This is a genomic window from Bordetella sp. 15P40C-2 (genome assembly GCF_009763235.1).
GTDB lineage: Bacteria > Pseudomonadota > Gammaproteobacteria > Burkholderiales > Burkholderiaceae_B > Bordetella_A.
The window spans coordinates 323,443-349,184 of the sequence record NZ_WSJA01000025.1 but is presented as its reverse complement, the minus strand read 5'-3'; the positions used below and the strand labels follow the sequence as shown (position 1 = coordinate 349,184).

Annotated in this window: 25 protein-coding genes; 14 read left to right on the top strand and 11 right to left on the bottom strand. The window is 60.4% G+C overall.

The features are described from left to right. Positions 1-4 precede the first annotated feature (4 nt). The 11 genes from GOQ25_RS12410 to GOQ25_RS12360 all read right to left on the bottom strand — a co-directional run bounded on the left by GOQ25_RS12410 (position 5) and on the right by GOQ25_RS12360 (position 10,396). Complete coding sequence (locus tag GOQ25_RS12410; protein WP_160350765.1) at positions 5-1,012, bottom strand: biotin-dependent carboxyltransferase family protein; 1,008 nt, start codon at positions 1,010-1,012, stop codon at positions 5-7. Continuing rightward, positions 1,009-1,686, bottom strand: a complete 678-nt coding sequence (pxpB, locus tag GOQ25_RS12405; RefSeq protein ID WP_160350764.1) for a 5-oxoprolinase subunit PxpB — start codon at positions 1,684-1,686, stop codon at positions 1,009-1,011. The genes GOQ25_RS12410 and pxpB (GOQ25_RS12405) overlap by 4 nt, the downstream gene beginning before the upstream one ends. Continuing rightward, positions 1,683-3,080, bottom strand: coding sequence for an amidase (locus tag GOQ25_RS12400; RefSeq protein ID WP_160350763.1), 1,398 nt, complete (start codon positions 3,078-3,080; stop codon positions 1,683-1,685). Before GOQ25_RS12400 ends, pxpB (GOQ25_RS12405) begins: the two co-directional genes overlap by 4 nt. 16 nt (positions 3,081-3,096) lie before the next feature. Then, positions 3,097-3,765: an RraA family protein gene (locus GOQ25_RS12395; RefSeq protein WP_160350762.1), complete on the bottom strand. Its 669-nt coding sequence runs from the start codon at positions 3,763-3,765 to the stop codon at positions 3,097-3,099. Between the two features lie 81 nt (positions 3,766-3,846). Beyond that, the gene (locus GOQ25_RS12390; protein ID WP_202109425.1) at positions 3,847-5,121 is read right to left on the bottom strand and encodes a TRAP transporter large permease; all 1,275 of its coding nucleotides are present in this window, start codon (positions 5,119-5,121) and stop codon (positions 3,847-3,849) included. Beyond that, positions 5,118-5,678 (bottom strand): TRAP transporter small permease subunit, encoded by a 561-nt coding sequence (locus GOQ25_RS12385; protein ID WP_160350761.1) that lies wholly within the window; start codon positions 5,676-5,678, stop codon positions 5,118-5,120. The genes GOQ25_RS12390 and GOQ25_RS12385 overlap by 4 nt, the downstream gene beginning before the upstream one ends. A gap of 65 nt (positions 5,679-5,743) precedes the next feature. Continuing rightward, positions 5,744-6,859, bottom strand: coding sequence for a TRAP transporter substrate-binding protein (locus GOQ25_RS12380; protein ID WP_160350760.1), 1,116 nt, complete (start codon positions 6,857-6,859; stop codon positions 5,744-5,746). An 85-nt stretch (positions 6,860-6,944) separates the two neighbouring features. Then, positions 6,945-7,739, bottom strand: a complete 795-nt coding sequence (locus GOQ25_RS12375; protein WP_160350843.1) for a putative hydro-lyase — start codon at positions 7,737-7,739, stop codon at positions 6,945-6,947. 67 nt (positions 7,740-7,806) lie between these two features. Beyond that, on the bottom strand, positions 7,807-8,739 hold the full coding sequence (locus tag GOQ25_RS12370) for a biotin-dependent carboxyltransferase family protein (RefSeq protein ID WP_160350759.1): 933 nt from the start codon (positions 8,737-8,739) through the stop codon (positions 7,807-7,809). Continuing rightward, positions 8,736-9,515, bottom strand: a complete 780-nt coding sequence (gene pxpB, locus GOQ25_RS12365; RefSeq protein WP_370519946.1) for a 5-oxoprolinase subunit PxpB — start codon at positions 9,513-9,515, stop codon at positions 8,736-8,738. The genes GOQ25_RS12370 and pxpB (GOQ25_RS12365) overlap by 4 nt, the downstream gene beginning before the upstream one ends. 149 nt (positions 9,516-9,664) lie before the next feature. Then, a complete protein-coding gene (locus GOQ25_RS12360; RefSeq protein WP_160350758.1) occupies positions 9,665-10,396 on the bottom strand; it encodes an aspartate/glutamate racemase family protein in 732 nt (243 codons plus the stop codon). Between the two features lie 134 nt (positions 10,397-10,530). Here GOQ25_RS12360 and GOQ25_RS12355 point away from each other — a divergent pair, with 134 nt between their 5' ends. From GOQ25_RS12355 to GOQ25_RS12290, 14 genes are all read left to right on the top strand, one after another. Continuing rightward, a complete protein-coding gene (locus tag GOQ25_RS12355; RefSeq protein ID WP_160350757.1) occupies positions 10,531-11,442 on the top strand; it encodes a LysR family transcriptional regulator in 912 nt (303 codons plus the stop codon). 190 nt (positions 11,443-11,632) lie between these two features. After that, positions 11,633-12,556, top strand: a complete 924-nt coding sequence (locus GOQ25_RS12350) for a histone deacetylase family protein (RefSeq protein ID WP_202109424.1) — start codon at positions 11,633-11,635, stop codon at positions 12,554-12,556. A gap of 69 nt (positions 12,557-12,625) precedes the next feature. Beyond that, positions 12,626-13,375, top strand: coding sequence for an electron transfer flavoprotein subunit beta/FixA family protein (locus GOQ25_RS12345; RefSeq protein ID WP_160350755.1), 750 nt, complete (start codon positions 12,626-12,628; stop codon positions 13,373-13,375). A gap of 1 nt (position 13,376) precedes the next feature. Then, positions 13,377-14,306 (top strand): electron transfer flavoprotein subunit alpha/FixB family protein, encoded by a 930-nt coding sequence (locus GOQ25_RS12340; RefSeq protein WP_160350754.1) that lies wholly within the window; start codon positions 13,377-13,379, stop codon positions 14,304-14,306. A gap of 181 nt (positions 14,307-14,487) precedes the next feature. Then, positions 14,488-16,305, top strand: coding sequence for an acyl-CoA dehydrogenase (locus GOQ25_RS12335; RefSeq protein WP_160350753.1), 1,818 nt, complete (start codon positions 14,488-14,490; stop codon positions 16,303-16,305). A gap of 128 nt (positions 16,306-16,433) precedes the next feature. Next, complete coding sequence (locus GOQ25_RS12330; protein ID WP_160350752.1) at positions 16,434-17,075, top strand: peroxiredoxin; 642 nt, start codon at positions 16,434-16,436, stop codon at positions 17,073-17,075. A gap of 384 nt (positions 17,076-17,459) precedes the next feature. Continuing rightward, complete coding sequence (locus tag GOQ25_RS12325; protein WP_236844564.1) at positions 17,460-18,440, top strand: sulfate ABC transporter substrate-binding protein; 981 nt, start codon at positions 17,460-17,462, stop codon at positions 18,438-18,440. Positions 18,441-18,458: 18 nt separating this feature from the next. Continuing rightward, positions 18,459-19,343, top strand: a complete 885-nt coding sequence (gene cysT, locus GOQ25_RS12320) for a sulfate ABC transporter permease subunit CysT (protein ID WP_160350750.1) — start codon at positions 18,459-18,461, stop codon at positions 19,341-19,343. Then, positions 19,340-20,242 (top strand): sulfate ABC transporter permease subunit CysW, encoded by a 903-nt coding sequence (gene cysW / locus GOQ25_RS12315; RefSeq protein ID WP_160350749.1) that lies wholly within the window; start codon positions 19,340-19,342, stop codon positions 20,240-20,242. The genes cysT and cysW overlap by 4 nt, the downstream gene beginning before the upstream one ends. A gap of 13 nt (positions 20,243-20,255) precedes the next feature. Then, entirely contained in the window at positions 20,256-21,317 is a 1,062-nt protein-coding gene (locus GOQ25_RS12310) for a sulfate/molybdate ABC transporter ATP-binding protein (RefSeq protein ID WP_160350748.1), read from the top strand. Continuing rightward, positions 21,314-22,066 (top strand): phosphoadenylyl-sulfate reductase, encoded by a 753-nt coding sequence (locus tag GOQ25_RS12305; protein WP_160350747.1) that lies wholly within the window; start codon positions 21,314-21,316, stop codon positions 22,064-22,066. The genes GOQ25_RS12310 and GOQ25_RS12305 overlap by 4 nt, the downstream gene beginning before the upstream one ends. A 10-nt stretch (positions 22,067-22,076) precedes the next feature. Next, positions 22,077-22,985 (top strand): sulfate adenylyltransferase subunit CysD, encoded by a 909-nt coding sequence (gene cysD, locus GOQ25_RS12300; protein ID WP_160350746.1) that lies wholly within the window; start codon positions 22,077-22,079, stop codon positions 22,983-22,985. A gap of 19 nt (positions 22,986-23,004) precedes the next feature. Continuing rightward, positions 23,005-24,303 (top strand): sulfate adenylyltransferase subunit 1, encoded by a 1,299-nt coding sequence (locus GOQ25_RS12295; protein WP_160350745.1) that lies wholly within the window; start codon positions 23,005-23,007, stop codon positions 24,301-24,303. Between the two features lie 183 nt (positions 24,304-24,486). After that, entirely contained in the window at positions 24,487-25,737 is a 1,251-nt protein-coding gene (locus GOQ25_RS12290) for a PA0069 family radical SAM protein (protein ID WP_160350744.1), read from the top strand. The last annotated feature ends 5 nt before the right edge of the window (positions 25,738-25,742 follow it).

The window sequence follows — 25,742 nt, the reverse complement described above, 5'->3', positions numbered from 1 at the left end:
TCGTTTAATTGAAGCGTTGACGTGTCAGTTCGCAGCGCAGCGCGAGATCATCGAGGAGTTGTGGATATCGCGACCATTGCGTGGCGGCGTATTCCATGTCGCAAAGCGCAAAGCGCAGGCAGGCGTTTGGCGGCAGTTGTGCGAATACCGGCAAATCCGCGCGGATCACCACGCCGAGCACGGGATAGCCACCGCTGGTGTTGCCGTCGCAGAGCTGCACGATGGGTTGGCCTGACGGAGGTAGTTGGACAACACCCGGAACGATGCCATGCGAGCGCATCTCGCGGCGCATACGAGTCTGCAGCACGGGGCCTTCCAATCGGCAGCCAACGCGATTGCTCTGTGCCGAAACGATCCAGGTAGCATCCAGGAATTGCTGCTGAGCAACATCCGTCAGGTCTGTCCATTGCGCCGCGGGCAGCACGTGTATGACTGGGACGGAATCCTCGCCCGGCGGCTCGGGTTCGCGGCCATCGCTATAGTAGGCATACGGGACATTCGGGCGCATGGGCAATCCGAAACCCGGATTGCGGCGCGATAACGGGGGGGTGGGATGTAAGGGCAGCACGTCGCCTTTTTTTAGCGCACGCCCTAGTAAGCCGCCAAATTCGCCTTTCAGATCGGTGGAGGCAGAGTCCAGCACGGATGGCACGGCAATGCCGCCACGAACCGCGATATAGCTGCGCACCCCCTGATGTGTTGCACCCAGGCGCAACTGTTGACCCGCTCGAACGCTGAGTGCCCACCAGTTTGGCACTCGGCTCCCGTCCAGCGTCGCGTCCACGCGGGCTCCCGTCAGCGCAATTTCTGTATCGCTCTGGAAAGTGACACTCGCTGCCCCCATCGTGATCTCTAGCGCCGCCGCGTTTACATCGTTTCCGAGCAGGATATTGGCGATGGATAGCGCAAATGGATCCATTGCTCCGCTCTGACCGACACCGAGATGCCGCCAGGAATAACGCCCTAGATCCTGGACGGAACTTTGAAAGCCGGGTTGATCCACTTCAATCATGCACGCACCGCCTGGACCTCGAATCGCACCCTGTCGCCTGGCGCAAAAAGCGCGGGAGTGGCTCGGGTATGGTCAAAACAATTCAATGCTGTCGTGCCGATGATGTGCCATCCCGAGGGAGATGTACGCGACAGAACGCCCGCCTGGGCGCCGCCGATAATGACCGATCCCGCATTGACGCGGGGCCGGGGGGTGTCGCGACGTGGCACCGCCAGGCGTGGGTCCAGTCCTCCCAGGTAGGCAAAGCCGGGTTGACTGCCCAGCGCATACACCACATAGGTAGACTCGGCATGCAGCCCGATGTAGTCTTCGCGCGTCAGTCCACAATGCTCGGCGACATAGTTCAGGTCCATCCCCTCGGGACCACCATAAACGACGGGCACAACAATCTCCCGCCCATTATCCCTATGGGTGTCGGCGGATTTCCACACTTCGCGAATACGCGCCTCGCAAGCCGCGAAATCCCGCTGAGGCTCCCGGTAGATCACCAGCAGATTGTTCATTCCAGGGACGACCTCAAGCACATCGTCGTGTGACGACAATGCCGCGGCCATTCCCCATACCCGGCGTTGTAACTCCAGATCCGTGGGGCCTGGGAGCGTGCCCAGCTCGCACAGAATGGCGGTCTCTCCCTGACGGGAGCAAACCGGTTCTATATTGAAAGCATGAGTCATTGCGCAAAGGCGTCCGGCAGGTTGGGCGTGCGCAGGTGCCAGTTGGTACGACGCTGGTATACCTCGCCGATATCGAGCACGAGTTCTTCGCTATAAGGGCGCCCGATGATTTGCAATGAAATCGGCAAACCGGCTGGCGTGGCGCCGTTAGGCAAGGCCAGGGCGGCCAGATTGAAGAAATTCGCGAAGCGCGTGTAGTACGCCGGTGTCGTCTTCTGATCGACTTCGTGTATCGGCAAGGGGGGCGTGGCCGTGGTCGGCGTCAGCAGGGCGTCCACATGGTCGAACACTGAAACCAGTTCGCGCTGCATGCGCTCACGACGACGCAGCGCATTCAGATAGTCCGCCGCACGGGTGTCGCGGCCGTTAATCAAACGGGCGCGCACGTCCTCGTCCAAAGGCTGGGCGGGATCATCCAGTAACTCGCCATAAAAGCTATAACCCTCGGCGTTCATAATCAGGCTATTGAACTCGGCCACCTCGGCAAAACCGTAAGGCAGCTCGATGTCCACAATCTCGGCCCCAGCGTCACGCAGAACCTCCAGCGACGCGTCATACGCTTGCAGTACGTCGGGCGTTGCCGGCGTACGCTCGTGTTGCGGCAGACGCGCCAGACGCAAGCCATCGAGGTTGGTTCGAGGGCGTTGCGCGTTTTCGGCAACTGTGGCCGGCGCGGGACCGTCCCGTTCCTTTAACACGTGATACAGCAGACGCGCATCAGCCGCACAGCGCGCCATGGGGCCCGGAGTATCCAGCGTCGTGCTTAACGGCAAAACGCCTTCGATGCTGATACGTCCTTCGCAGACTTTGAGGCTCGTAAGATTGCACCACGACCCCGGCAGCCGTACCGAACCTCCCGTATCGGTGCCGATTGCCCAGGGCGCCAAACCCGCCGCCACGGCTACGCCCGAGCCACTGCTCGAGCCGCCCGGTGTACGAGGCACGTCCAGATCCCAGGGGTTCAGTGGCGTTCCCAGACGCGTGTTCGTTCCCCATCCGCCGGTCGCGAACTCCACCGTGTGGGTTTTGCCCAGGATAATCATTCCTTGCTCGCGCAGCCGTTGGACGATCCTGGCAGTGACGGTGCTGCGGCGCTCGCGGAATGCCTCGGATCCGCCCGTGGTGATCTGACCTTCGATCTCGATCAGATCCTTGATGGCGATCGGTATGCCGTGCAACGGGCCGAGCACGTAGCCGGCGCGGCGGGCGAGATCGGCGCTTTGCGCTGCTTGCCGCGCCTCGTCGGCGTAGGTCGCCACGAACGCATGCATGCGGATGTCGAGTGCCGCGATCCGATCCAGATATAGTTCGACCAAGGCAACGGAACTAAGACTGCCCGAGGCCAGGCGGGCCGCGAGTTCTTGCACGTTCATGAATGCGTTCACAGCGGTCATCACTCGACTCCTGAGATCAGAACTGAGCCAGATTGGCTTTGACGATATCGGAAGTGCCCAGAATATCCGGATATTTCTCGCCGGCATCGACACGCTGCAGCGTCAGCTTTTCTCCAGTTTGCAGACCGATCGCCTTGTTGGCCGCGAACTCGATGAGTTCCGGGCGCAATACGAGCACACCGTTCTCGTCAGCGAGAATCGCATCGCCCGGCGATACCGCCACACCGCCGCAGGACACGGGAATGCAGAATTCGCCGCCCAGGCCCAAGGTTTTGACGGTGATGGTGGTCAGGCCACGTGACCACACGGGCAAGCCATAGCGGCGCAATTCCTCGATATCGGTGACCACGCCGTCAACAATAATGCCAACCACGCCGGCCGCGCGAGCCGCGTAGGCGAGCGCCCCGCCCAGGCTTGCGTGGCGCTGGTCGCCGCAGCGGTCAATCACCAGAATATCGCCGGGGCGCGCTTGCCCCACAGCGTAGTGAGCCATCGCGCCATCCGGGCCGGGATAGCGCACCGTCACCGCCGTGCCAGCAATGCGCTTGGGCGGCAGCATCGCGCGGATGCCGCAATCCATGAAACCGGTGTGGAGAAAATGTCCGATGGTGGCCGGCTCAGCGCGGCTGAGCAATTCGATGCGCTCGGGCGCGATTGGTTCGGGCAGGGATTTCAGCAGGTACATGAGAACGGTCTCCAGGATCAAAGGTAAGGGCATATGGCCGGGTGGGCTTCTAGGGATTAGCCATACGCAGGGCTCGCGTGGTTATCGGTACCAGAGTGCGACGTCTGGCCATACGATCAGAATTCCCACCAGGGCGAGCAGCGCCAACAGATAAGGCGACACGCCGACGAACACGTCCATCAACGAGCCCCGCCCGCGCGTGGCCTGCACCACATAGCAGTTCATGCCTACGGGTGGCGTGATCAGGCCGGCTTCCGTGACCAGAATCACCATGATGCCGAACCACACCGGGTCGAAGCCGAGCTTGACCATGATGGGCGCGAGCACGGGCACCGTCAGCACTGTCAAGGACAAGCCCTCCAGGAAACAGCCCAGGATCAGGTAGATCAGCACCACCAGCAGCACGATTGCGTAAGTGCTGAGGTCCAGGCCAAGCACGAAGGCCTCCAGCATGCGGGAAAAGCCAATCATGCCCAGCGCGAAGTTCAACAACGCTGCAAAGATAATGATGATCATCAGGATGGCATTGGTCTTCGCCGTCGCAAACAGCGCCGCGTTAAGCGTCTTGAACGACATCTTGCCGCGAACGATCCCTAACAGCAGTGTCGCAATCACGCCCAGGGCGGCCGCTTCTGTCGGCGTGGCGATACCCGCGTAGATCGACCCTACCACGACCAGGAACAATCCCAAGGGCGGCAGCAGTTTGGGCAAGGTAGCGATACGCATGTTCCAATCTGTCTCGATCTTATTGCCGCTCCACTCCGGGCGCAGTATGCACAACACGGTGGTCACCAGCATGAATAGCGCGGTCAAAATCAAGCCTGGGACGATGCCCGCCAGATACAGTTCCGGGATCGATGTATTGGTGATGCTGCCGTAGACGATCAGGTTGATCGACGGCGGTATCAAAATCCCCAGCGTACCGCCGGCGGCAATACTGCCCAGGAACAATCGTTCGTTGTAGCCGTGCTGTTTGATCTGCGGGATGGCAATCGAGCCAATCGTGGCCGCGGTCGCGAGGCTGGAGCCAGATGTCGCGGCAAAGATCGCGCTGGTCGCGACGTTCGTCTGCATCAGGCGGCCAGGCATCCTGTTTAGCCAAGGCGCCACCGCGTCATACATTTCCCCAGCGACCCCGCTGCGCACGAAAATCTCGCCCAGCATGATGAACAAGGGCACGGAGATCAGGACATAGTTCTGCGCTTGCGCCCAGGCCGTCAGGCCTAACGAATCCACGATCGAGGCCGGCGCAATCAGGCCGACAGCCAGCGCGCCCAGGCCGATCACGGAAAAAATCGGCAGCCCCGCGAAAAACAGGATAAAGGCACCGATGATGAAACACAGACCAATCATCATAGTGTGTACTCCCCGGCCTGTTCGGTTTCTTCGATCAGATCGATCGTCTCGTCATACTTGCCGCGTAGTACGAGGCAGGTACTTTCCACAAACACCAATATGGCCGAAATCAGGAAAAGCACGACCCCCGCCAGATACAGGAATTGTGGGATCCACATCGGCACGCGCAAAGGCGTGTTGGACACCGCATCGAACTCCCAGGAGTCGAATGCCAGAATCCACACTTGCCATGCCAGCACGGCGATCAGGATGGCGCTGACGAAGACAGCCAGAACGTCCAGCCATGCCTTGGCCGGTTTGGGCAAGGTCATGTGGACGACGTTCACTCGGATATGGGCGCCCTCGAAAAAGGCGTAGGACAACGCCCAACTGGTGGCCAATGCGAGCGCATAGCCGCCGAGCTCGTCGATGCCGACCAGCGCGACGTTGAAAATCTTGCGGACAATGACGTCCACGCTGACCAGCACGGCGGTGGCCAACAGGACGTACACGCCGATCAGTGCGAGTTGGCGAGACAGGTTCTCGCATCGCAGTCTGGCATGGGTAATGAAAGACATACTGACTCCGGTTCCGTCCGCCGCCGACCCGATGGATAACCGCGGCGGACAGTTTCAACTGAGAATTACTGCGCGGGGATCTTCATGTCCATGACCTTGCCGACGCTCTCGTTCCAAGCCTTGGCGCAGTCATTGCCGCAAGCCTTGCCATACTGCGGCAGAACATTGTTCTGCACCACTTCACGGACCTTGGCCAGGTCTTGCTGGGTGGGCTCGACCAGATTCATGTTGCCCTTGGTCACGCCGGCCGTACCGACCATCGTGCAGCGCGCATCAGCGGTGTTGCACCAGATCCCTTCGTTGACGTTCTTGGTCTGGATGGTGTCGCTGATATCGCGGTAGTAGTAATCCATGGCCTTGGTCAACCATTCACGCTGCTTGGCGTCCAGCTTGTTCAGCGCTTTGGTATTGACGACCTGAATCGTGGGCGCCCAGCCCGCGATCAGCGTGAACATCGTGTCCGAGACTTCATACAGCTTGGCGGTGTTGCCCGACATGGTGCCGGTGATCACGCAGTCGATCACGCCGCGTTGCAGCGCGGGCACGAGTTCTCCAAACGCCATCGTGACAGGTGCCGCGCCGAGCCCTTTGACCAGCTCGGCCAGCGTGCTGGAGCTGACGCGAATCTTCTTGCCTTTGAGGTCATCGACCGACTTGATATCGCCACGGCAGAAAAAGGTTTGCGCGCCAGACATACCCGAACCTAGCAGATTCACGCGATAGCGCTTTTGCAGGGCAGCTTCCGCGGTAGGCTGGTACGCCGCGAGGACCTTTTTGATGGCATCGGTCGAGGTCGCAACGCCGGCCAGGTCGAAGCCGTCCAGCGTCGGCACATCGCCGGAGTTGTAGTTCGCCACCAGATTAGCCATATCGAAGGTGCCTTGCGAAATCAACTGCATGGCATCCGACGGCTGCACATTGACATCGGTGACGCTGTTGAGCGTCGCGGTGACTTTGCCATCGCTCAATTCCTTGACGGTTTCCGTCCAGAACGGCTTGACGACAAACACCCACTCCGAGGTGCCGACCGGAGGACCGAGCACGCGCATGGAAAACGGCTTCATCTCTTTGGCAAGGGAGAGCAGCTCCGCTTTGGCATCGGTTTGTGCCTGCACCGCCGCAGTGGTCAAAGAGGCCAGCGCGAGCGCGACAGCCGAGGCGATTTTCTTTATCTGTTTCATTGCGATTCCTGAGAAAGACAGCCGCTTACGCGCGGCATTACGATGGATCCAACTGAACAACAGGTGAGCACTGCGGCTCGTGAAACTACATCAAGCGCAATTGCTCGACGGGAATGTCGCTGACGAGCATGTGGCCCGGCGAGTGCGTAATCAGAATCGGTGGTTTCGCGTGTAGCGCGGCCGCCTGAGGCGTGACGCCGCAAGCCCAGAACACCGGCACCTCACCAGGTTTGATTTCGGTGGGTTCGCCTTCTTCAGGGTTGTCGATGTCCCGGATGCCGATCGCCGCTGGGTCGCCGATGTGGACCGGTGCGCCGTGAGCCCCCGGCAGGCGTTCACAAACCTGATACGCGATCTTGGCTTCTTCAGGGGTGTAAGGCCGCATCGATACCACCATCGGCCCTTGAAAAGGTCCAACCGGCGTGGTCTGGATCGAGGTGTGATACATCGGGACGATCTTGCCTTCATCGACATGGCGCACGCGCAAGCCCGCCCGTTCCAACGCATACTCAAATGACAGCGAGCATCCCAGCACAAAGCCAACGAATTCGTCCTGCCACAGCGCGGAAATATCGTCGAGCTCCTCTACCAATACACCGTCGCGCCAGACGCGATAGCGTGGCAAGTCGGTGCGCAGATCGATGTCCTCGCCTAACATTGGCACGGCCGGGTCACCGGGCTGCGTCATGCCGATCAGAGGGCAGGGCGTGGGGTTAGCCTGACAGAAGCGATAAAAATCCTCGGCCCAGCTTTTAGGCAGAATGGCCAGGTTGCCTTGACCGAAGCCCGGCGCCATGCCACTGGTGTTGCCATTGAAGAGGCCCCGCCGCGCCTGGTCGCGCACGCCGCCAGGCGTAGCAGCCCAGGCAGGCAGATCCACAACATTATTGAGTAAAGTCGTCACGAATAATTCCTGAAAACAGGTTGAGCGATCCCATGGAAAGCGGTCAGAACAATGGCTTGCGTAGCGTTTGTGCCTGCTCAATGGCCAACGTGTGCGCTTGAGCCAGTGTCACGCAGTCGAAACAGATGGCCTCGCCGGGCATTCGCTGAGCCAGGCGAGGCAAGTCCACGGCGATCACGTTGGCGATACGCGGATAACCGCCGCTCGTGCCTCGATCCGCCATCAAAATGATGGGCATGCCGTCGGTGGGGACCTGTATCGTGCCGAACGTGACGGTCTCCGACAGCATCTCCTTGGGGGTGGACAAGTTCAGCGGCGGTCCCGATAGCCGATAACCCATGCGGTCCGATTGCGGGGTAATGACATATTCGCCTTCGAGCAAGCTTTGGCGCGAGGCCTCCGTGAACTGGGACCATTCCCGGCCGGGTATGACACGGATCGGTGCATCGTCCCGCGCAATGAGTGCATTGCTGAAGACGGGCGCAATGCCCGCACGGGCAGCCTTGCCCGGCGCTTTGAGCGCTACGCAATCGTTCTTGCGTAGCGGCTTGCCGTCGAAACCGCCCAAGCCGGCGCGGATGTTCGTGCTCGAACTCCCCATCACCAGCGGGATGTCGTATCCGCCATGTACCGCGAGGTAGGCGCGTACACCGGACCGTCGGGGGCCAAAAGACAAGGTGGCGCCGGCTGGCAGGTCCACCGCGCGATCCATCGAGATCGGTGCGCCATCCACCATAGGGCTCAGGTCAGCACCGCTGATTGCGATCGTCGTGGAGACATCGAATCGCAAGGTCGGTCCCATCAGTGTGATCTCTAGCGTGGCCATGTGCGGAGCATTGCCGACCAACAGGTTCGCCGTCCGATGCGCGCGCTCATCCATCGCGCCGTTGACCGGAACACCATAGCGCTGATAGCCGCTGCGTCCCAGGTCTTGAAAGAGAGAGTGCATGCCTGGCTTGATGACGTGGATGCTCATGGCTGGGCCTCCTGCGCTTCTAGCGCGATGAACTCTTCCCGTGTGATCGGCTTGAAGCGGATGCGGTCTCCCGCATTGAGCAGGCAAGGGATTTCCCGGTGCGCAGAGAACATGCTGAGAGGTGTGCGCCCGATCAGACTCCAGCCGCCAGGGATCACCGACGGATAAATGACGGTCTGCCGGTTGGCCAGCCCAATCGAACCGCGCGGCACGGCTGTGCGTGGCGTGGTACGGCGGCCGATTTGCAGGCGTTTGTCGAACATGCCGATATAGGGGTGTCCGGGGGCGAAACCCAGCATCAGGACACTGACCGACGAGCCGCTGTGAATCGCGATCACTTCGTCCTGGGTCAGTTTGCATTGACGCGCAACGTCCTCGAGATCCTCGCCATACTCCCCGCCATAACACACGGGAATAACGACTTCGCGAGTGGCAGTGCCTCCGGTTATTCGTACCTCTCCTATTACCGCCTCGACTTGTCGTGCGAGGATATCCCAGGCGTGGGCAGACGGGCGGTTGAGAACCAGCGTGGCGGGGTCGTAATGCACGCCAACCCCGGCCATGGAGGGAACGATATCGCTTACACCGGGCAAGCGAGCCTCGATCAGCAGGCGCGCGAGTTCGCAGGCCGCTGCATTCGAGCGCGCAACATCCCGTTCATCGAAGACCACGACCAGACAGCGATCTCCGCAGGGCTGCACGCTCCACGCCGGCATCTGCTCATCGACTTCGATGGCTGTGTTTAAGCATCCGGCTTGATTCGCCAGTGTTGTCACAAGTATTCCCCTTGTCCGTTATTTATTTACTTACGGATTTTTAATGTGCACTCGTGTGAAAACGGATTCTATAGCGTTAACGGGGCATTACCTCATTGGTTTGAACTCATCTTTCTGTGATGCACGGTGGTGGTGCAAAAGTGGCTACATCAACTATCTATCTGCGCCATAAAGAGGCGTCCGCTGGGCTTGGCTTCGCTCAGGCTGTCGACGATACGCAACGCAGCCCAGATAGTGGCTTGATTCGACGTGATGACTGGGACATTTAGCGCGTCCTCCAAGGCTTGCACACATTCGACAGCACGCCACGCGGTGCAAGAACAAAACAACGCTTGTGCCTCGCGATCAAAATGATGACGGGCGAATTCGATGATCTGCGCGGGATCTTGATCGTTGATTGCTCGATGCCCCTGAGCCGCGGCGCGTACATCGCCATGCACGCCTTTGACGTCCAGGCCCTGCGCCGCGTAGTAGACCGCCAATTGTTCATTGGTCCATTGCGGATATGGCGTCATGACCGATATCGATTGAATGTCCAAGGCAGCAAAGGCCTGCGAAACCGCCGTGCTGGTCGTGATGCAGGGCACGCCCGTGCGCGCTTCAATCGATGCCTTGACCTGCGTATCCCATTCGTTGCCACGGTAAAAGCTGCCGGACGTGCAGGCGTACGCGATAACGTCGACGTTGGCGGTGGCCAATAGCGCTGCCTTTTCCTCCAGATCGCGATTCATCACATCCAGATGGGCGGCCGTCATGGTGCCATCCGGAATATAAAGCCGCTCACTGTGTACCGTGACACGATCGGATAACAGACGCTGAAAGTCCGCTTCCACTGAAGTATTGGTCGAGGGAATCAAAACGCCGATGCGCTTGGGAACCATATGCTGCCTTCGTTTCGCGATGCAGTGAGGGGAGGCTTTGGTAAACTCGTTTACCGTTCTTCCATTTATCCTATATGGCACACGCAGCGTGGGGGTAATCAAAATTTCCGAGGGCGCTTCGGTCAATTTCTATCATGAAGATTTCCCTAACCCAGCTTGAGACGTTCTATTGGGTTGCCCGCCTCAAGAGCTTTCACGCCGCATCCCGACAGCTGCATCTCACTCAGCCAACGGTATCGACGCGCATACACGAGCTGGAAAGCCTGATCGGGTATCGGCTGTTTGAGCGCGACGCCAAAGGAGCCGCCTTGACTCCCAAGGGCGCGTCCTTCTTGAATAAAGCAAACAAGCTGCTCGATCTGGCCGACGACGTGATGAACGACGACGTCGTGCCCATGCGAGGCTTGCTGAGACTCGGTTCGAACGAGTCTGCCGCCTTGTCTGGGCTGGCGGCGTTCTTGCAGGCCTTGAGCGAGGAATATTCGACGCTGCAAGTAGAACTCAGCGTGGATGTGGGCTCTATCTTGCGAGGAAAGCTCTGTGCGGGCGGGCTCGACTTCGCCATTTCCACTGACCCGGGATCGCATCCGCACATCCGTGACGTGCTTCTCGGCGCCTCGGAAATGATCTGGGTGGCCGCCAGAGGCAAGGTCGGTCGCGGGGCGATTCTGACTGCCAAAGATATCGCCGGCATGCCGGTGCTGACCGTGCCCGCGCCCTCCGCATTGCATGCGTTAAATATGTCGTGGTTCGCTGGTGCCCGCGTCTCGCCGCCCCGGGTCAACTCCTGTAATTCGCTGGCGGTCATGCTGCGACTGGTCATGTCCGGTACCGCAATCGCCATTTTGCCGCGGGCGATTCTGGAGCGGGAGCTGGCCGAGGGTAGCATCGAGAAAATCCAGGTAGATCGGCCGGTGCCGCCGCTGGCCATTTATGCCTCGTTCCCGCTGATCGGAGACGTGCGCGTTTTCGAGCGCATTGCGAACATGGCTCGGCAAGCCTTACTGGACGCCAGACTGATCCAGGAGTGCGACGGCGAGCCGTAAGTGCGCCGAAGTGGACTCGGCGATGCCACCGTCATCGCCAGGGGCGTACGCTCATCCCGTCCGTGATAGACCGGCTATGATTAGCGTGGACGGAGGCTGGCCATCCCGCGAACTGCCGAATTCCCGGAGTGAGTTAGGAGGCAGGTTGGTGTCGTTCAAACCCAATTCCCTATGAGAAGCGACCTTCCTTATGGAGACGATGTACCTCACTCATCCGTCGTGCAAACTGCATGAAATGGGCAGTTGGCATCCCGAGTGCCCGCAGAGGCTCGATGCCATCACCGACCAGCTGCTGGCCAATGGGCTGATGCCGTTTCTGACGGAACAGGACGCGCCGCCCGCCACGCGCGAGGCCATTCTGCGCGTCCATGGCGCGAAATATCTGGACAGCTTGTACGCACAGTCGCCGCAAGAGGGATATGCCCAGATCGATCCCGATACGCTGATGAGCCCGCACACCATGGAGGCGGCCTTGCACGCGGCCGGGTCGGGGATCGCGGCGGTGGACGCCATCATGCAGGGGCAGGCGGCGAACGCTTTCTGTGCGGTCCGCCCGCCTGGTCATCATGCTCGGCCCAACCAAGCGATGGGTTTTTGTTTTTTGAACAATATCGCTATCGCCGCCCGGCACGCTCTTGAGGTGCACGGGCTCAGCCGCGTGGCGATCATTGATTTCGATGTGCACCATGGCAATGGCACGGAGGACGCTTTCGCCGGCGACGAGCGTGTGCTGATGTGCAGTTTTTTCCAGCATCCGTTCTATCCCAATAGCGGCACGACAGACCCCGCCGTCAATATGGTCAACGTTCCCGTTCCCGCCTATACCGGTGGTGATGTCGTGCGGGCACTGGTCAACGATGTCTGGCTGCCGCGCCTGCACGCGCACGCGCCCGAATTCATCTTTATCTCGGCGGGATTTGACGCCCACCGCGAAGACGATATGGCGCAGATGGGCCTGGTTGAAGCCGACTATCGCTGGATGACGGAACAAGTGATGGAAATCGCTGACCGGTACGCCCAGGGCCGCATCGTCAGCACGTTGGAAGGCGGTTACGATTTGTCCGCTCTGGGGCGCAGCGTCGTCGCCCATCTAAGAGCGCTCACAAAGTTGTAGAATCGACAAATTGTGCAATGCGGGACCGGCGACTGCCGGTCTGTTTATCTATAGCTAGGAGGCTGCTGGATGAAGGTGCTCGTACCTGTAAAGCGCGTCGTCGACTACAACGTCAAAGTACGCGTGAAATCGGATCAGACGGGCGTGGATATCGCCAACGTGAAGATGTCCATGAACCCGTTTGACGAAATCGCCGTCGAAGAAGCGACCCGCTTGAAAGAGAAGGGCGCCGCCACCGAGGTGGTCGCTGTCTCCGCTGGCGTCGCTCAGTGCCAGGAAACCCTGCGCACGGCCATGGCCATCGGTGCCGACCGTGGCATTCTGGTTCAGACGGACGTGGAGCTGCAGCCCCTGGCCGTGGCGAAACTCCTCAAGGGCCTGGTCGAAAAAGAACAACCCCAACTCGTCATCCTGGGCAAACAAGCCATTGACGACGACGCCAACCAGACCGGCCAGATGCTCGCCGCGCTGCTGGATTGGCCGCAAGCCACGTTCGCCAGCAAGGTCGAAGTCGCCGGTGACAGCGTCACCGTGACCCGCGAGGTCGATGGCGGTCTGGAGACGATCAAGCTCACGCTGCCAGCCATCATCACGACCGACCTGCGTCTGAACGAGCCGCGCTACGTGACCCTGCCCAACATCATGAAGGCCAAGAAAAAGCAGCTGGACACCGTCACGCCCGAAGAACTCGGCGTCGATGTTGCCCCGCGCCTGAAGACGCTGAAAGTCACCGAACCGCCCGCCCGCAAGGCTGGCATCAAGGTGGCCGACGTGGCTGCGCTGGTCGACAAACTGAAGAACGAAGCGAAGGTGATCTAAGATGACGACGTTGGTTATTGCCGAACACGACAACGCCCAGCTCAAGGGCGCGACCCTGAACACCATTGCTGCCGCCGCCAAGATCGGTGGCGATGTCCACGTGCTGGTCGCTGGCAGCAACGCCCGCGCCGTGGCCGATGAAGCCGCCCAGGTCGCCGGCGTCGCCAAGGTCCTGCTGGCCGACGGCGCGCAGTTCGCCGATGGTTTGGCTGAAAACGTGGCAGCCCAGGTGCTGGCTGTGGCCTCGGGCTACAGCCACATCCTGTTCCCGGCGACTGCCTCGGGCAAGAACGTGGCTCCTCGCGTGGCCGCCAAGCTCGACGTTGCACAGATCTCGGACATCATCGGCGTGGAATCCGCCGACACGTTCCAGCGCCCGATCTACGCCGGTAACGCGATCGCCACCGTGCAATCGGCCGATGCCGTGAAGGTTATCACCGTGCGTACGACCGCGTTTGACGCCGTTGCCGCTACCGGTGGCTCGGCTGCGGTCGAAGCCGCCGAAGCCGTCGCCGACTCGGGCAAATCGTCCTTCGTCGGTCGCGAAGTCGCCAAGAGCGATCGTCCCGAGCTGGCTGGCGCCCGCGTCGTGGTGTCTGGCGGCCGTGGCTTGGGCAGCGCCGAGAACTTCAAGATCCTCGATCCGCTGGCCGACAAGCTCGGCGCCGCGCTCGGTGCCTCGCGCGCCGCCGTGGACGCTGGCTATGCGCCCAACGACTGGCAGGTCGGCCAGACCGGCAAGATCGTCGCCCCGCAGCTGTACGTGGCCGTCGGTATCTCCGGCGCCATCCAGCATTTGGCCGGCATGAAGGACTCCAAGGTCATCGTGGCGATCAACAAAGACGCCGAAGCGCCGATCTTCGGCGTGGCCGACTACGGTCTGGTGGGCGATCTGTTCACGGTGGTGCCTGAACTGACGAACGCGCTGTAATTCAGTCGTTCTACGCAGGTAGTCATCGCGCGGTCCGCGCGCAAACGCCTGGTGTTGCTAGTCAACGCCAGGCGTTTTTTTTGGCCGGCTCCATAGGCGCTCCACCGGGCAGAGGAAGCCAGCAACGCGTCTCGCAAAGGTTTAACATCAGTCCAAAGCACTAACCGCAACTGGAGACACCATGCCGTACGTTACCCCGCTGCAGGATTATCGATTTGCCCTGAAACTCGCCGGTTTGGACGAGGTGCTGGCGTTGCCCGGCTATCAGGAAGTCACGCCCGATTTGGTCGACGCCATTCTTGACGAAAATGCCCGTTTCGCCGAACAGGCTATCGCGCCGCTGAATGTGGCCGGGGACATAAAGCCGGCACAGTGGCGAGACGGCCAGGTGACGACGACTCCCGGCTTCAAGCAAGGGTTCGCGGATTACGCCGCCGCTGGCTGGCAGGGGTTGCAGCACCCGCCCCAGTGGGGTGGGCAAGGGCTGCCCAAGCTAGTCGCCGCAGCGCCATGCGAAAACCTGCAGGCCGCTAACCTCGCGTTCTCGTTGTGTCCAATGCTCACCGATGGCGTGATCGAAGCGCTGCTGACGGTAGGGTCCGAGGCGCAGCGCAAGGCCTATATACCGCAGCTGATCGCCGGCAAATGGACCGGCACCATGAACCTGACCGAGCCGCAAGCGGGTTCGGATCTGGCCCAAGTCGCGACCCGCGCCGTGCCGCAGCCAGACGGCACCTATCGCCTGTCGGGGCAAAAGATTTTCATTACCTACGGCGAACACGATCTCGCCGAGAACATTATTCATCTGGTATTGGCGCGCCTGCCGGATGCGCCCGCGGGCGTCAAAGGCATTTCGCTATTCATCGTCCCCAAATTCCTCGTTAACGAGGACGGCTCGCCCGGTCCGCGTAATGACGTGTGGTGTGCATCGCTAGAGCATAAGCTCGGCATCCATGGCAGTCCCACTGCCGTCTTGCTTTATGGTTCCGGCAAGGGCGATGTCGGCGAAGGTGCGGTGGGCTATCTGGTTGGCGAGGCCAACCGAGGCCTGGAATATATGTTCATCATGATGAACGCCGCGCGCTTCGGTGTGGGTCAGCAGGGTATAGGACTATCCGAGCGCGCCTATCAGCATGCGCTGGCGTATGCGCGAGAGCGAGTGCAAGGCCGCGCCGTGGAAGGGTCGGCGGGCCCGGTCGCGATTGTCCATCACCCGGATGTGCAGCGTATGTTGCTGACCATGCGTGGGCTGACCGAGGCCGCGCGGGCCATCTCGTTCGTGGCGGCCGCCGAGCACGATAAGGGCACGCAGCATCCCGACGCGGCCGTGCGCGCGCGGGGTCGTGCGGTTTATGAGTATCTGGTGCCTGTAGTCAAAGGCTTCTCTACGGAAATTGCCGTCGAGGTGGCCTCGCTTGGTGTCCAGGTACACGGCGGCATGGGCTATATCGAGGAAACCGGCGCGGCGCAATATTACCGGGACGCGCGCATCCTACCGATCTACGAAGGAACGACGGCCATTCAAGCCAACGATTTTGTCGGCCGTAAAACATTGCGAGACGGCGGGGCGACGGCGTATGCTTGTCTTTCTGCCATGAGGGAAACGCTAGAGGCCTTGCATACCGAATCGGGGCGAGCCGCGGCCGATGACCGTGCCGGCTTGCAACTAATGCGCGATAACTTCGACCTCGCGATTCAAAACTACGAGTCGGTGGTGGCGTACATCCTGGAGCGAGCGCAGTCGGATATCCGTGCCGTGTATGCGGCGAGCGTCCCTTATTTGATGCTCGCCGGGATCGTACACGGCGGCTGGCAGATGGCCCGCGCGGCGTTGGCGTGCCAACGTGAGATCGGGGCCGGATCCACCGACCCGTTCTATCGCAATAAGCTGGAAACCGCTTTGTTTTACGGGGCGCAAATTCTGCCGAGGTCCTTGTCGCTGTCGGCTGCGGCGCGCGCGGCGCACGTGGCAGACCGCAGTGCGACCAGTCTGATATAGCTGCTGGTTATTAAACAATGCTGTAAACGTATTTCCAGTGATACCGCATTGATGTGAGAATCGTTGGCATGAGTCTTGCAGACCGCTAGCCATGCTGGTTAGCGGCTACCATCGCTAAGGAGATATCCATGACCCAACTTCGACTCGGCGACCTCGCTCCGGATTTTGAGCAGAATTCGTCTATTGGCCCGATCCGTTTCCATGAGTTCCTGGGAGATAGCTGGGGCGTGCTGTTTTCGCATCCGGCTGATTTCACGCCGGTGTGCACGACGGAACTGGGTTATACGGCTAAGCTCGCCGACGAGTTTGCCAAGCGCAACGTAAAGGTGCTCGCATTGTCCGTCGATGGCGCGGATTCCCACAAAAAGTGGATCGAGGACATCAACGACACGCAGTCCACGCAAGTTAATTTTCCCATCATCGCGGACGAAGACCGCAAGGTGTCCGAGCTGTATGACATGATTCACCCGAACGCCAACGCGACGCTGACCGTGCGTTCGGTGTTCATTATTGACCCGGCTAAAAAGATTCGCCTGATCATTACTTACCCTGCGAGCACGGGTCGCAATTTCAACGAAATTTTGCGGGTTATCGATTCGCTGCAACTGACCGATAGCCACAGCGTGGCCACGCCGGTGAACTGGCAGGATGGCGACGACGTGATTATTGTGCCTTCGTTGCAGGACGAAGCGGTGATTCAACAGAAATTCCCGAAAGGCTACAAGGCAGTGCGTCCTTACCTGCGCATCACGCCTCAGCCGAATAAGTAAATGACCCATGATGGGGGTAGTCGCGTAGTGCGGCGCTCCCATCAGGTGCCGCTTGCGCGCGCTTGCCCAGCGCGCGCTTTTTTATGCGCGTGCGATTCGCGTAGTCACGTCGTTCGATGTGGCTCGCGTGACACACTGAAGAACATCAGTTCCACAGTCAGCGGTTGCTGGGCATGCAAGGCCCATTCACCTATCTTGCCCCTCGCCGAGCGGAGCCTTGCCAAGGTCGGACTCGTCTCATATTTCTTCCAGCGATGAGCAATCAAAAAAAGCATCGTTCCGTTTAATACGTGCGCACTGCACACTTGCATCCAACCATCTTCCAAACAGGGTGCAACGATGCAGTACAAGAAAAAAGTGTGGACCACGCTCGTAGCGATCGCGATGACATTCACGCTGGGTCTGCCGGCACAGGCGCAGGACAAGCAAACACTATTGAACGTCTCGTACGATCCCACGCGAGAGTTGTACCGCGCTATCGATGAAGCCTTTGTAAAGCACTACCAGGACAAGGCGGGCGTGAGCCTCAATATCCGGCAGTCGCATGGCGGGTCGGGAAAGCAGGCACGCTCAGTGATTGACGGACTCGATGCGGATGTCGTGACGCTGGCATTAGCCTATGACATCGATGCGATCGCCGCGAACGGCCTGCTGCCGCAAGACTGGCAAAAGCGCTTGCCGCTGAACAGTTCGCCCTATACCTCGACCATCGTGTTCCTGGTGCGCAAGGGCAATCCCAAGAACATCCGCGATTGGAGCGACCTGACCAAGGACGGCATCGAAGTCATCACGCCGAATCCCAAGACTTCGGGCGGCGCGCGTTGGAACTATCTCGCGGCCTGGGCATATGCGCTCGCGCAAAACAATGGTGATGAGAACAAAGCGCGCGAGTTCGTTGCTCAACTGTTTAAACACGTGCCCGTGCTGGACACCGGCGCGCGCGGATCGACCACGACGTTCGTCGAGCGTGGCGTGGGCGATGTGCTGCTAGCCTGGGAAAACGAGGCGTTTCTCGCACTCGAAGAGCTCGGCCCGGACAAGTTCGATATCGTCGTGCCCTCGATGTCCATCCTGGCCGAGCCGCCCGTCGCGCTGGTGGATCGCAACGTCGATCGCAAGGGCACGCGTGCGGCTGCACAAGCGTATCTGGAATACCTGTATACCCCAGAAGCGCAGGAGATCATCGCGCGCAACTTCTATCGTCCCACTGATAAGCAGGTCGCGGAGAAGTATAGCCAGCGATTCCCGCAGGTGAAGCTGGTCACTATCGACGATCCGATATTCGGCGGATGGCAAAAGGCGCAGCAAACGCATTTCAGCGATGGCGGCACGTTCGATCAAATCTATCTGCCTCAGGGCAGGTAAATCAAGCGGGACGCGAGCATGACTACTGCCACGATGGGTATTCCGCCAGTCGCACCCGCGCCGCTCAGATTGCGCAGGCGTCCTGGCGTATTGCCGGGGTTCGGCCTGTCGATGGGCTTTACTGTTGTCTATCTGAGTCTGCTGGTGCTGCTGCCGTTGGCAACGTTGCCGCTCAAAAGCGCGAGTCTGGGTTGGGAGGGCTTCTGGCGCGTTGTGAGCGCGCCGCAAGCCGTCTATTCGTATCAATTGACCTTCGGCGCGGCATTGACCGCGGCGCTGGTTAATCTGGTGTTTGGCCTTATCGTCGCCTGGGTCCTCGTGCGCTACGAGTTCCCGGGCAAAAAGATCTTGGATGCGATGGTCGATCTGCCTTTCGCATTGCCGACCGCGGTGGCGGGGATCGCCTTGACGGCCCTGTATGCGAAGAACGGCTGGCTTGGCGGGCCACTGGAACAATGGTTTGGCATCAAGGTGGCGTTTACGCCGATTGGTATTGTGGTGGCGATGATCTTTATCGGCATTCCTTTCGTTGTGCGCACCGTACAGCCGGTGCTTGAGGATGTCGAACAGGAAATCGAGGAGGCGGCCGCCAGCCTCGGCGCGGACCGATGGCAGACGGTGCGCCGCGTGATCTTGCCGACGCTTGCGCCTGCATTGTTGACCGGCTTTGCCTTGTCCTTCGCCCGCGCAGTAGGCGAATACGGCTCGGTGGTGTTCATCGCGGGCAATCGGCCGATGGTCACCGAGATCACGCCGTTGTTGATCATGTCCAAGCTCGAACGCTTCGACTACGTAGGCGCGGCGGCGATTGCGACCGTGATGCTCGCCATCTCGTTTGCCATGTTGTTGCTCATCAACCTGCTGCAAGGATGGCAAGCACGGCGCGGCAGGAGAGTCGCATGACCGTCAGACATACCCGCCCTGACCATCTGACAGAGCCGCGCTGGGTGCGTGGCATTCTGCTTGGTGTGGCCCTGGCCTTCTTAGCGCTGTTCTTACTGCTGCCATTGGCCACTGTGTTTGTCGAGGCGTTCCGCAAGGGCTGGAAACTTTATCTGGCTGCCGTGACCGAGCCGGATGCCGTCAGCGCGATCACTTTGACGCTATGGGTCGCCGCGATCTCGCTGGTCATCAATATGGTCTTTGGTGTGTCGGCGGCGTGGGCGATTGCGAAGTTTGAATTTCGCGGAAAACAGCTGCTCATCACGCTCATCGATTTGCCGTTTTCCGTATCGCCCGTGGTGGCGGGGCTGGTGTTTGTCTTGCTGTTCGGATCACAGAGCTGGCTATGGCCAACGTTGCAGGATCACGATTTAAAGATCGTCTATGCCGTGCCGGGCGTGGTGCTGGCGACTTTGTTCGTCACCTTCCCCTTTATCGCCCGCGAGCTGATTCCACTGATGCAAGCGCAGGGTAGTGAAGAAGAACAGGCCGCGTTGACCTTGGGCGCGAGCGGATGGCAGATCTTTTGGCGCGTGACCTTGCCCAACATCAAATGGGGGCTGTTGTACGGCGCGATCCTGTGCAATGCGCGGGCGATGGGCGAGTTCGGCGCCGTGTCTGTTGTATCGGGCCATGTGCGTGGTTTGACCAACACGCTGACGCTGCACGTCGAGATTCTGTATGGCGAGTACCAGTTCGCCGCATCGTTCGCAGTGGCTTCACTGCTGGCGTTACTCGCTCTGCTGACGCTGGTAATCAAGAGCATTGTCGAGTGGCGCAGCGCCACACCCGCCGATGCCTTGGATCCCTTTGAAACAGCAGCTGCCCCGATTGCCGTGTCGCGGCCGGCAACCGCCTGAGGAAGATTGAATCATGAGTATCGAAGTCAAAAATCTCTCGCGCCGGTTTGGCAATTTTCGCGCGCTCGACAATGTGTCGCTGCATATCGAGACGGGCGAGCTCGTCGCGTTGTTGGGGCCATCGGGCTGCGGCAAAACCACGCTGCTACGCATTATCGCTGGACTGGAAACCGCCGATAGCGGCAGCGTGTTGTTTTCCGGTGAAGACGCGACAGGCGTGGACGTGCGCCACCGCCGCGTGGGGTTCGTGTTTCAGCACTATGCGCTCTTTAAACACATGACCGTGTTCGAGAACGTAGCGTTCGGTCTACGTGTCATGCGTCGTTCCGAGCGCCCCAGCGAGGCCCGTATTCGAGCCAAAGTGCACGAATTACTGAATCTGGTGCAGCTCGATTGGCTGGCCGATCGTTATCCCGCGCAGTTATCGGGAGGCCAGCGTCAACGGATTGCCTTGGCGCGCGCGCTCGCGGTCGAGCCTCAAGTGCTGTTGTTGGACGAGCCGTTCGGTGCCCTCGATGCCAAAGTGCGCAAGGAGCTGCGCCGTTGGCTGCGTCGGCTGCATGATGAACTGCATGTCGCCAGCGTGTTCGTCACCCATGACCAGGAAGAAGCACTCGAGGTCGCCGATCGCGTCGTGTTGATGAATGCGGGGCATGTCGAACAAGTCGGCACGCCGCGCGAGGTATGGGAACACCCGGCCACGCCATTCGTATACGGCTTTCTGGGCGACGTTAATCAAGTGGCCGGGCATGTCAACGATGGCATTTGGCAGGCACATGGGATCGAACTTCCCGCGCCCGAGTTGCATGGCGCTCGTCAGCAAGAGGCCGTCGCCTATGTGCGTCCCCATGAAATCGATCTGGCGCGCAACGACGGCGGTGGGCAGGGCATACCGGTGCGACTGCGCCATGTGTATCTGGCGGGTCCCAGTGCTTATCTGGAGCTCGAGCGTCAAGATCGTCAGGACATGATCGAAGCGCAAGTGCCTGAACAGCTATACCGCGAACTTCAACTCAAGGAGGGTGAAAGCTTGCTTGCGCGCCCACGTCGCGCGCGCGTTTTCGCCTCGGCATGACGATGACAAACTTCGATCTACAACCCGCCGTCGCCCAGCGCTGGCAAGCGCTGCAACAGACCCTCGCCGACATTGCGCATCGCTATCCAGACGCCGCGCTCGCCTCATCGCTGGCGGCCGAGGATATGGTATTGACGCATGCTATTTATGAATCGGGCTTGGCGCTCGAAGTGTTCACACTGGATACGGGGCGCTTGCATCGCGAGACCTTGGATATGCTGGACACAGTGCGTCAGCATTATGGCCGCGAGTTAACCGTATATCGGCCCGATGAGGATGCCGTGCATGCCTATGTGCGGATACATGGAGCCCATGCGTTCTACGAAAGTCTGGAGCTGCGCAAGGCCTGTTGCCAGATCCGCAAGGTCGATCCCCTCAAGCGCGCACTCGCGGGGCGCGGCGCATGGATTACCGGCCAGCGACGCGAGCAAGCTGCCACGCGCGGCACGCTTGCCGAACAAGAGCAAGACCCGGTCTTCGGGCTCTACAAATTCAATCCACTGGCATCCTGGAGCCAGGACGATGTCTGGCATGTCATCCGCGCGCTGGGCATTCCCTATAACCCCTTGCACGATCAAGGCTATCCCTCGATCGGTTGTGAGCCCTGTACGCGCGCTATCCGCCCCGGTGAGGACGTCAGGGCAGGGCGGTGGTGGTGGGAAAGTTCCGACGCTAAAGAGTGCGGCCTGCACGCTGGCAACCGCGTCATCCCGGTGACCGCCGCGCCGTACAAAGCAACATCTGTCTGAGAGGAAAATTATGTCTGTCGTTGTTCATCGTAGCCATCTCGACTGGCTGGAATCCGAAGCGATCACCATCTTGCGCGAAGTGGCGGCCGAATGCGCACGGCCGGTATTGCTGTTCTCGGGCGGCAAGGATTCGGTCGTGCTGTTGAGGCTCGCTGAGAAAGCCTTTCGTCCGGGGCCATTTCCGTTTCCTCTCATGCATATCGACACGGGTCATAACTTCGATGAGGTGATCGCGTTTCGCGACGAGCGTGCCGCCGAACTGGGCGAGCAGTTGATCGTGCGCAGTGTCGAAGACTCGATTCGACGCGGCAGTGTGGTGCTGCGTCAGGAAAACGATTCGCGTAACGCCGCGCAAGCCGTCACGCTGCTCGAAGCGATCGAAGAATTCGGCTTCGACGCTTGTATCGGTGGCGCCAGGCGCGATGAGGAAAAAGCACGCGCCAAGGAGCGCATTTTCTCTTTCCGCGACGCATTTGGTCAGTGGGATCCGAAAGCGCAACGCCCCGAACTCTGGAATCTGTTTAACACCCGCGTGCATCCAGGCGAAAACATGCGCGTGTTTCCGATCTCTAACTGGACCGAACTGGACGTATGGCAGTACATCCATCGCGAGGCGTTGCGACTGCCATCCATCTACTACAGCCATCGGCGTGATGTCGTGCGGCGCAAGGGTTTGCTGGTACCCGTGACGCCATTGACCCCGCCACGCGACGGTGAACAGGTCGAAAACTTGTCGGTGCGTTTTCGCACCGTGGGCGATATCTCGTGCACCTGCCCCGTGGCATCAGAAGCAGCCGACCCCTTAGCCATCATCGCCGAAACCGCCGTGACCGACATCACCGAGCGTGGCGCGACCCGTATGGACGATCAGACTTCCGAGGCGTCCATGGAGCGGCGCAAGAAAGAAGGCTATTTTTAACTGGTAAGCGGATAACGACATGAACGCTGTGAATGACTCTTTTCTGCCCGCCGCCGACCATGGTGTATTGCGCCTGATCACTGCGGGCTCGGTAGATGACGGTAAATCCACGCTGATCGGGCGGCTGCTGTATGACAGCAAGGGCGTGTTCGCCGATCAGCTCGATGCGATCTCGCGGGCCAAATACAAGCGTGTCGCCGGCGATGGCATCGACTTCGCCTTGCTGACGGACGGCCTGGAAGCCGAACGCGAACAAGGCATCACCATCGATGTGGCATATCGCTATTTCTCGACCCCGTTGCGTAAGTTCATCGTCGCGGACGCACCCGGACACGAACAGTACACGCGCAATATGGTCACGGGGGCTTCCACGGCCGATGCCGCGATCATTCTGATCGATGCGACACGGGTTACCAATGGACAGCTGCTGACCCAGACCAAGCGGCACAGCACGATTGCGCATCTGCTCGGTATCCGACACATCGTGGTCGCGGTCAACAAGATGGATTTGATCGGCTGGGATCGGACTGTGTTCGAGCGGATCCGCGGGGCCTACGCCGATCTCGCGGCCCGGCTGCAGATTGAGCAGTATCACGTTATGCCCATCTCGGCGTTGGAAGGCGATAACGTCGTGAATCCCTCGGCGCATACCCCCTGGTATGACGGCCCGCCACTGCTGACGTTGCTGGAGCAACTAGGTGTGGACGCTGCTCCCGTCGAGCGGCCCTTGCGTTTCCCGGTGCAATGGGTGCTGCGTCATGGTGGATCCAGCGTCGATGATTTTCGTGGGTATGCGGGGCGTATTGCCAGCGGCGAGTTGCGTCCCGGAGACGAGGTGGTGGTGCAGCCCTCGGGCGTGACGGCGCGCGTCAAGTCTGTTTCGTCCTTCGACCGGGAAGTCGATGTCGCGGTGGCGGGCGATTCCGTGACTGTCGTGCTCGACCGAGACGTGGACGTCTCGCGCGGCGATGTGCTGTCGCACGTCGCCGCTCCCGCGCGCGTCGGACGCGATTTCGAGGCCGAGGTCTGCTGGCTGGATGCCCAGGCGCTCAATCCCGCTCGCAAGTACTTGCTCAAGCAAGGCACGCGACTCACCTCCGCTAAAGTGCGCGAGGTGCTGACGCGGCGTGACATCCACGAGCTGCAGGAGGTGCCAAGCGGCGGGGAGTCCCTGAGTATGAATGACATCGGCCGCATCACATTCTCGACGCGGGAGGCCTTGGCGGTCGACGCCTACGCGGACTTGCCGGCCACCGGCGCTTTTATTCTGATCGATGCGGCCACGCATCAAACCGCAGCGGCCGGCATGTTGCGATAAATGCGCTGTGCTCCACTGTTGTTTTTCTGCGAGGGCGGGGCACATTATCGCTTTCCCCAACTCCTCCTAGGAGCGCGCAAATCGGACGCGCCGTGGCGGCCTGGCTTGGAGTAAAGTGACATTTCGCTCAACGAGCGAACTTGGGGCTTGCCGAAAATACTGTATTTATGTACAGTACTTTCCATGGCACGCACCAACGTCGTTTTCTCCGCCGGTACTGGGTCCCCGGCTGCCGCCCCCGCCGCCTTGCGCGGTCGGGGAGCGGTTACTAATGTCCGCCACCGCTTCGAGCAAACGGAGCGCGAGCCGGCCGACGACGGCTGGCACGGCGATCAGGATTCGGCGCTACTCGGCGGCTCGCATGGCTGCGAGACAGGGGCCAGAACTGTAGAGCTCCAACCGAATCCCCAGACGACCGTCGCACCCGAGCAGGCGCGCAAGCTCTTATCGCGCAACGATTCGCCGGATATTCCGTTCGATGTGGCGGTCAACACCTATCGCGGGTGCGAACATGGCTGCGTCTATTGCTATGCGCGGCCGACGCATGCTTATCTTGGCTACTCCCCGGGCTTGGATTTCGAAACCAAGCTGGTAGCCAAGACCAATGCGGTGGACGTGTTGCGCGCCGAACTTGCGCGCCCGGGCTACCGGGTGTCACCGATCAACATCGGCTCAGCGACCGACGTCTATCAACCGATCGAGCGCCAGTGGCAACTGACGCGCGGCGTGCTGGAACTGCTGCTGCAGACCCGGCATCCGGCAACGATCGTGACAAAGAATGCACTGATCGAGCGTGATCTCGATCTGTTGCGCGCGCTCGCTGAGCAGCGGCTGGTGACGGTCTACATCAGCATCACCACGCTGGATAGCGACATGGCGCGTACCTTGGAGCCACGCGCTTCCGCGCCTTGGCGACGTATCCAGGCGGTGCGCACTCTCGCCAATGCCGGGATCCCGGTCGGCGTTCTGGTCGCCCCGGTCATCCCGTTTATCAACGACGAGTCACTCGAGCGCATCCTTCAGGAATCCGCGCAAGCGGGGGCCTGCTACGCCAGCTACACCGTGATACGCCTGCCTTGGGAAGTCCGCGCGGTGTTCGAGCGATGGCTACACACCCATTTCCCCGACCGCGCTCAGCGCGTCCTGCATCGTATCGAAGACCTGCGCAATGGCCGCCGGAATGATCCGCAGTTCGGCACGCGTATGAGCGGCACAGGTCTCTGGGCCAATCTGCTGCGCCAACGGTTCAACCTGGCCGTGCGCAAGTTGGCTCTGAATACCACCCGGCCCCAACTGGCCACGCATTTGTTTCAAGCCCCCGAGGCGGCCACCGCCCTGGGAGGCGCGGCCGCAGCGTCCTCGGTAGCGGGCAACTCACGCCGCGCCCGCGGCGCTACGCCGATGTCGCCTTCCCCGCAGTTAGCGCTGTTTTAACCGGA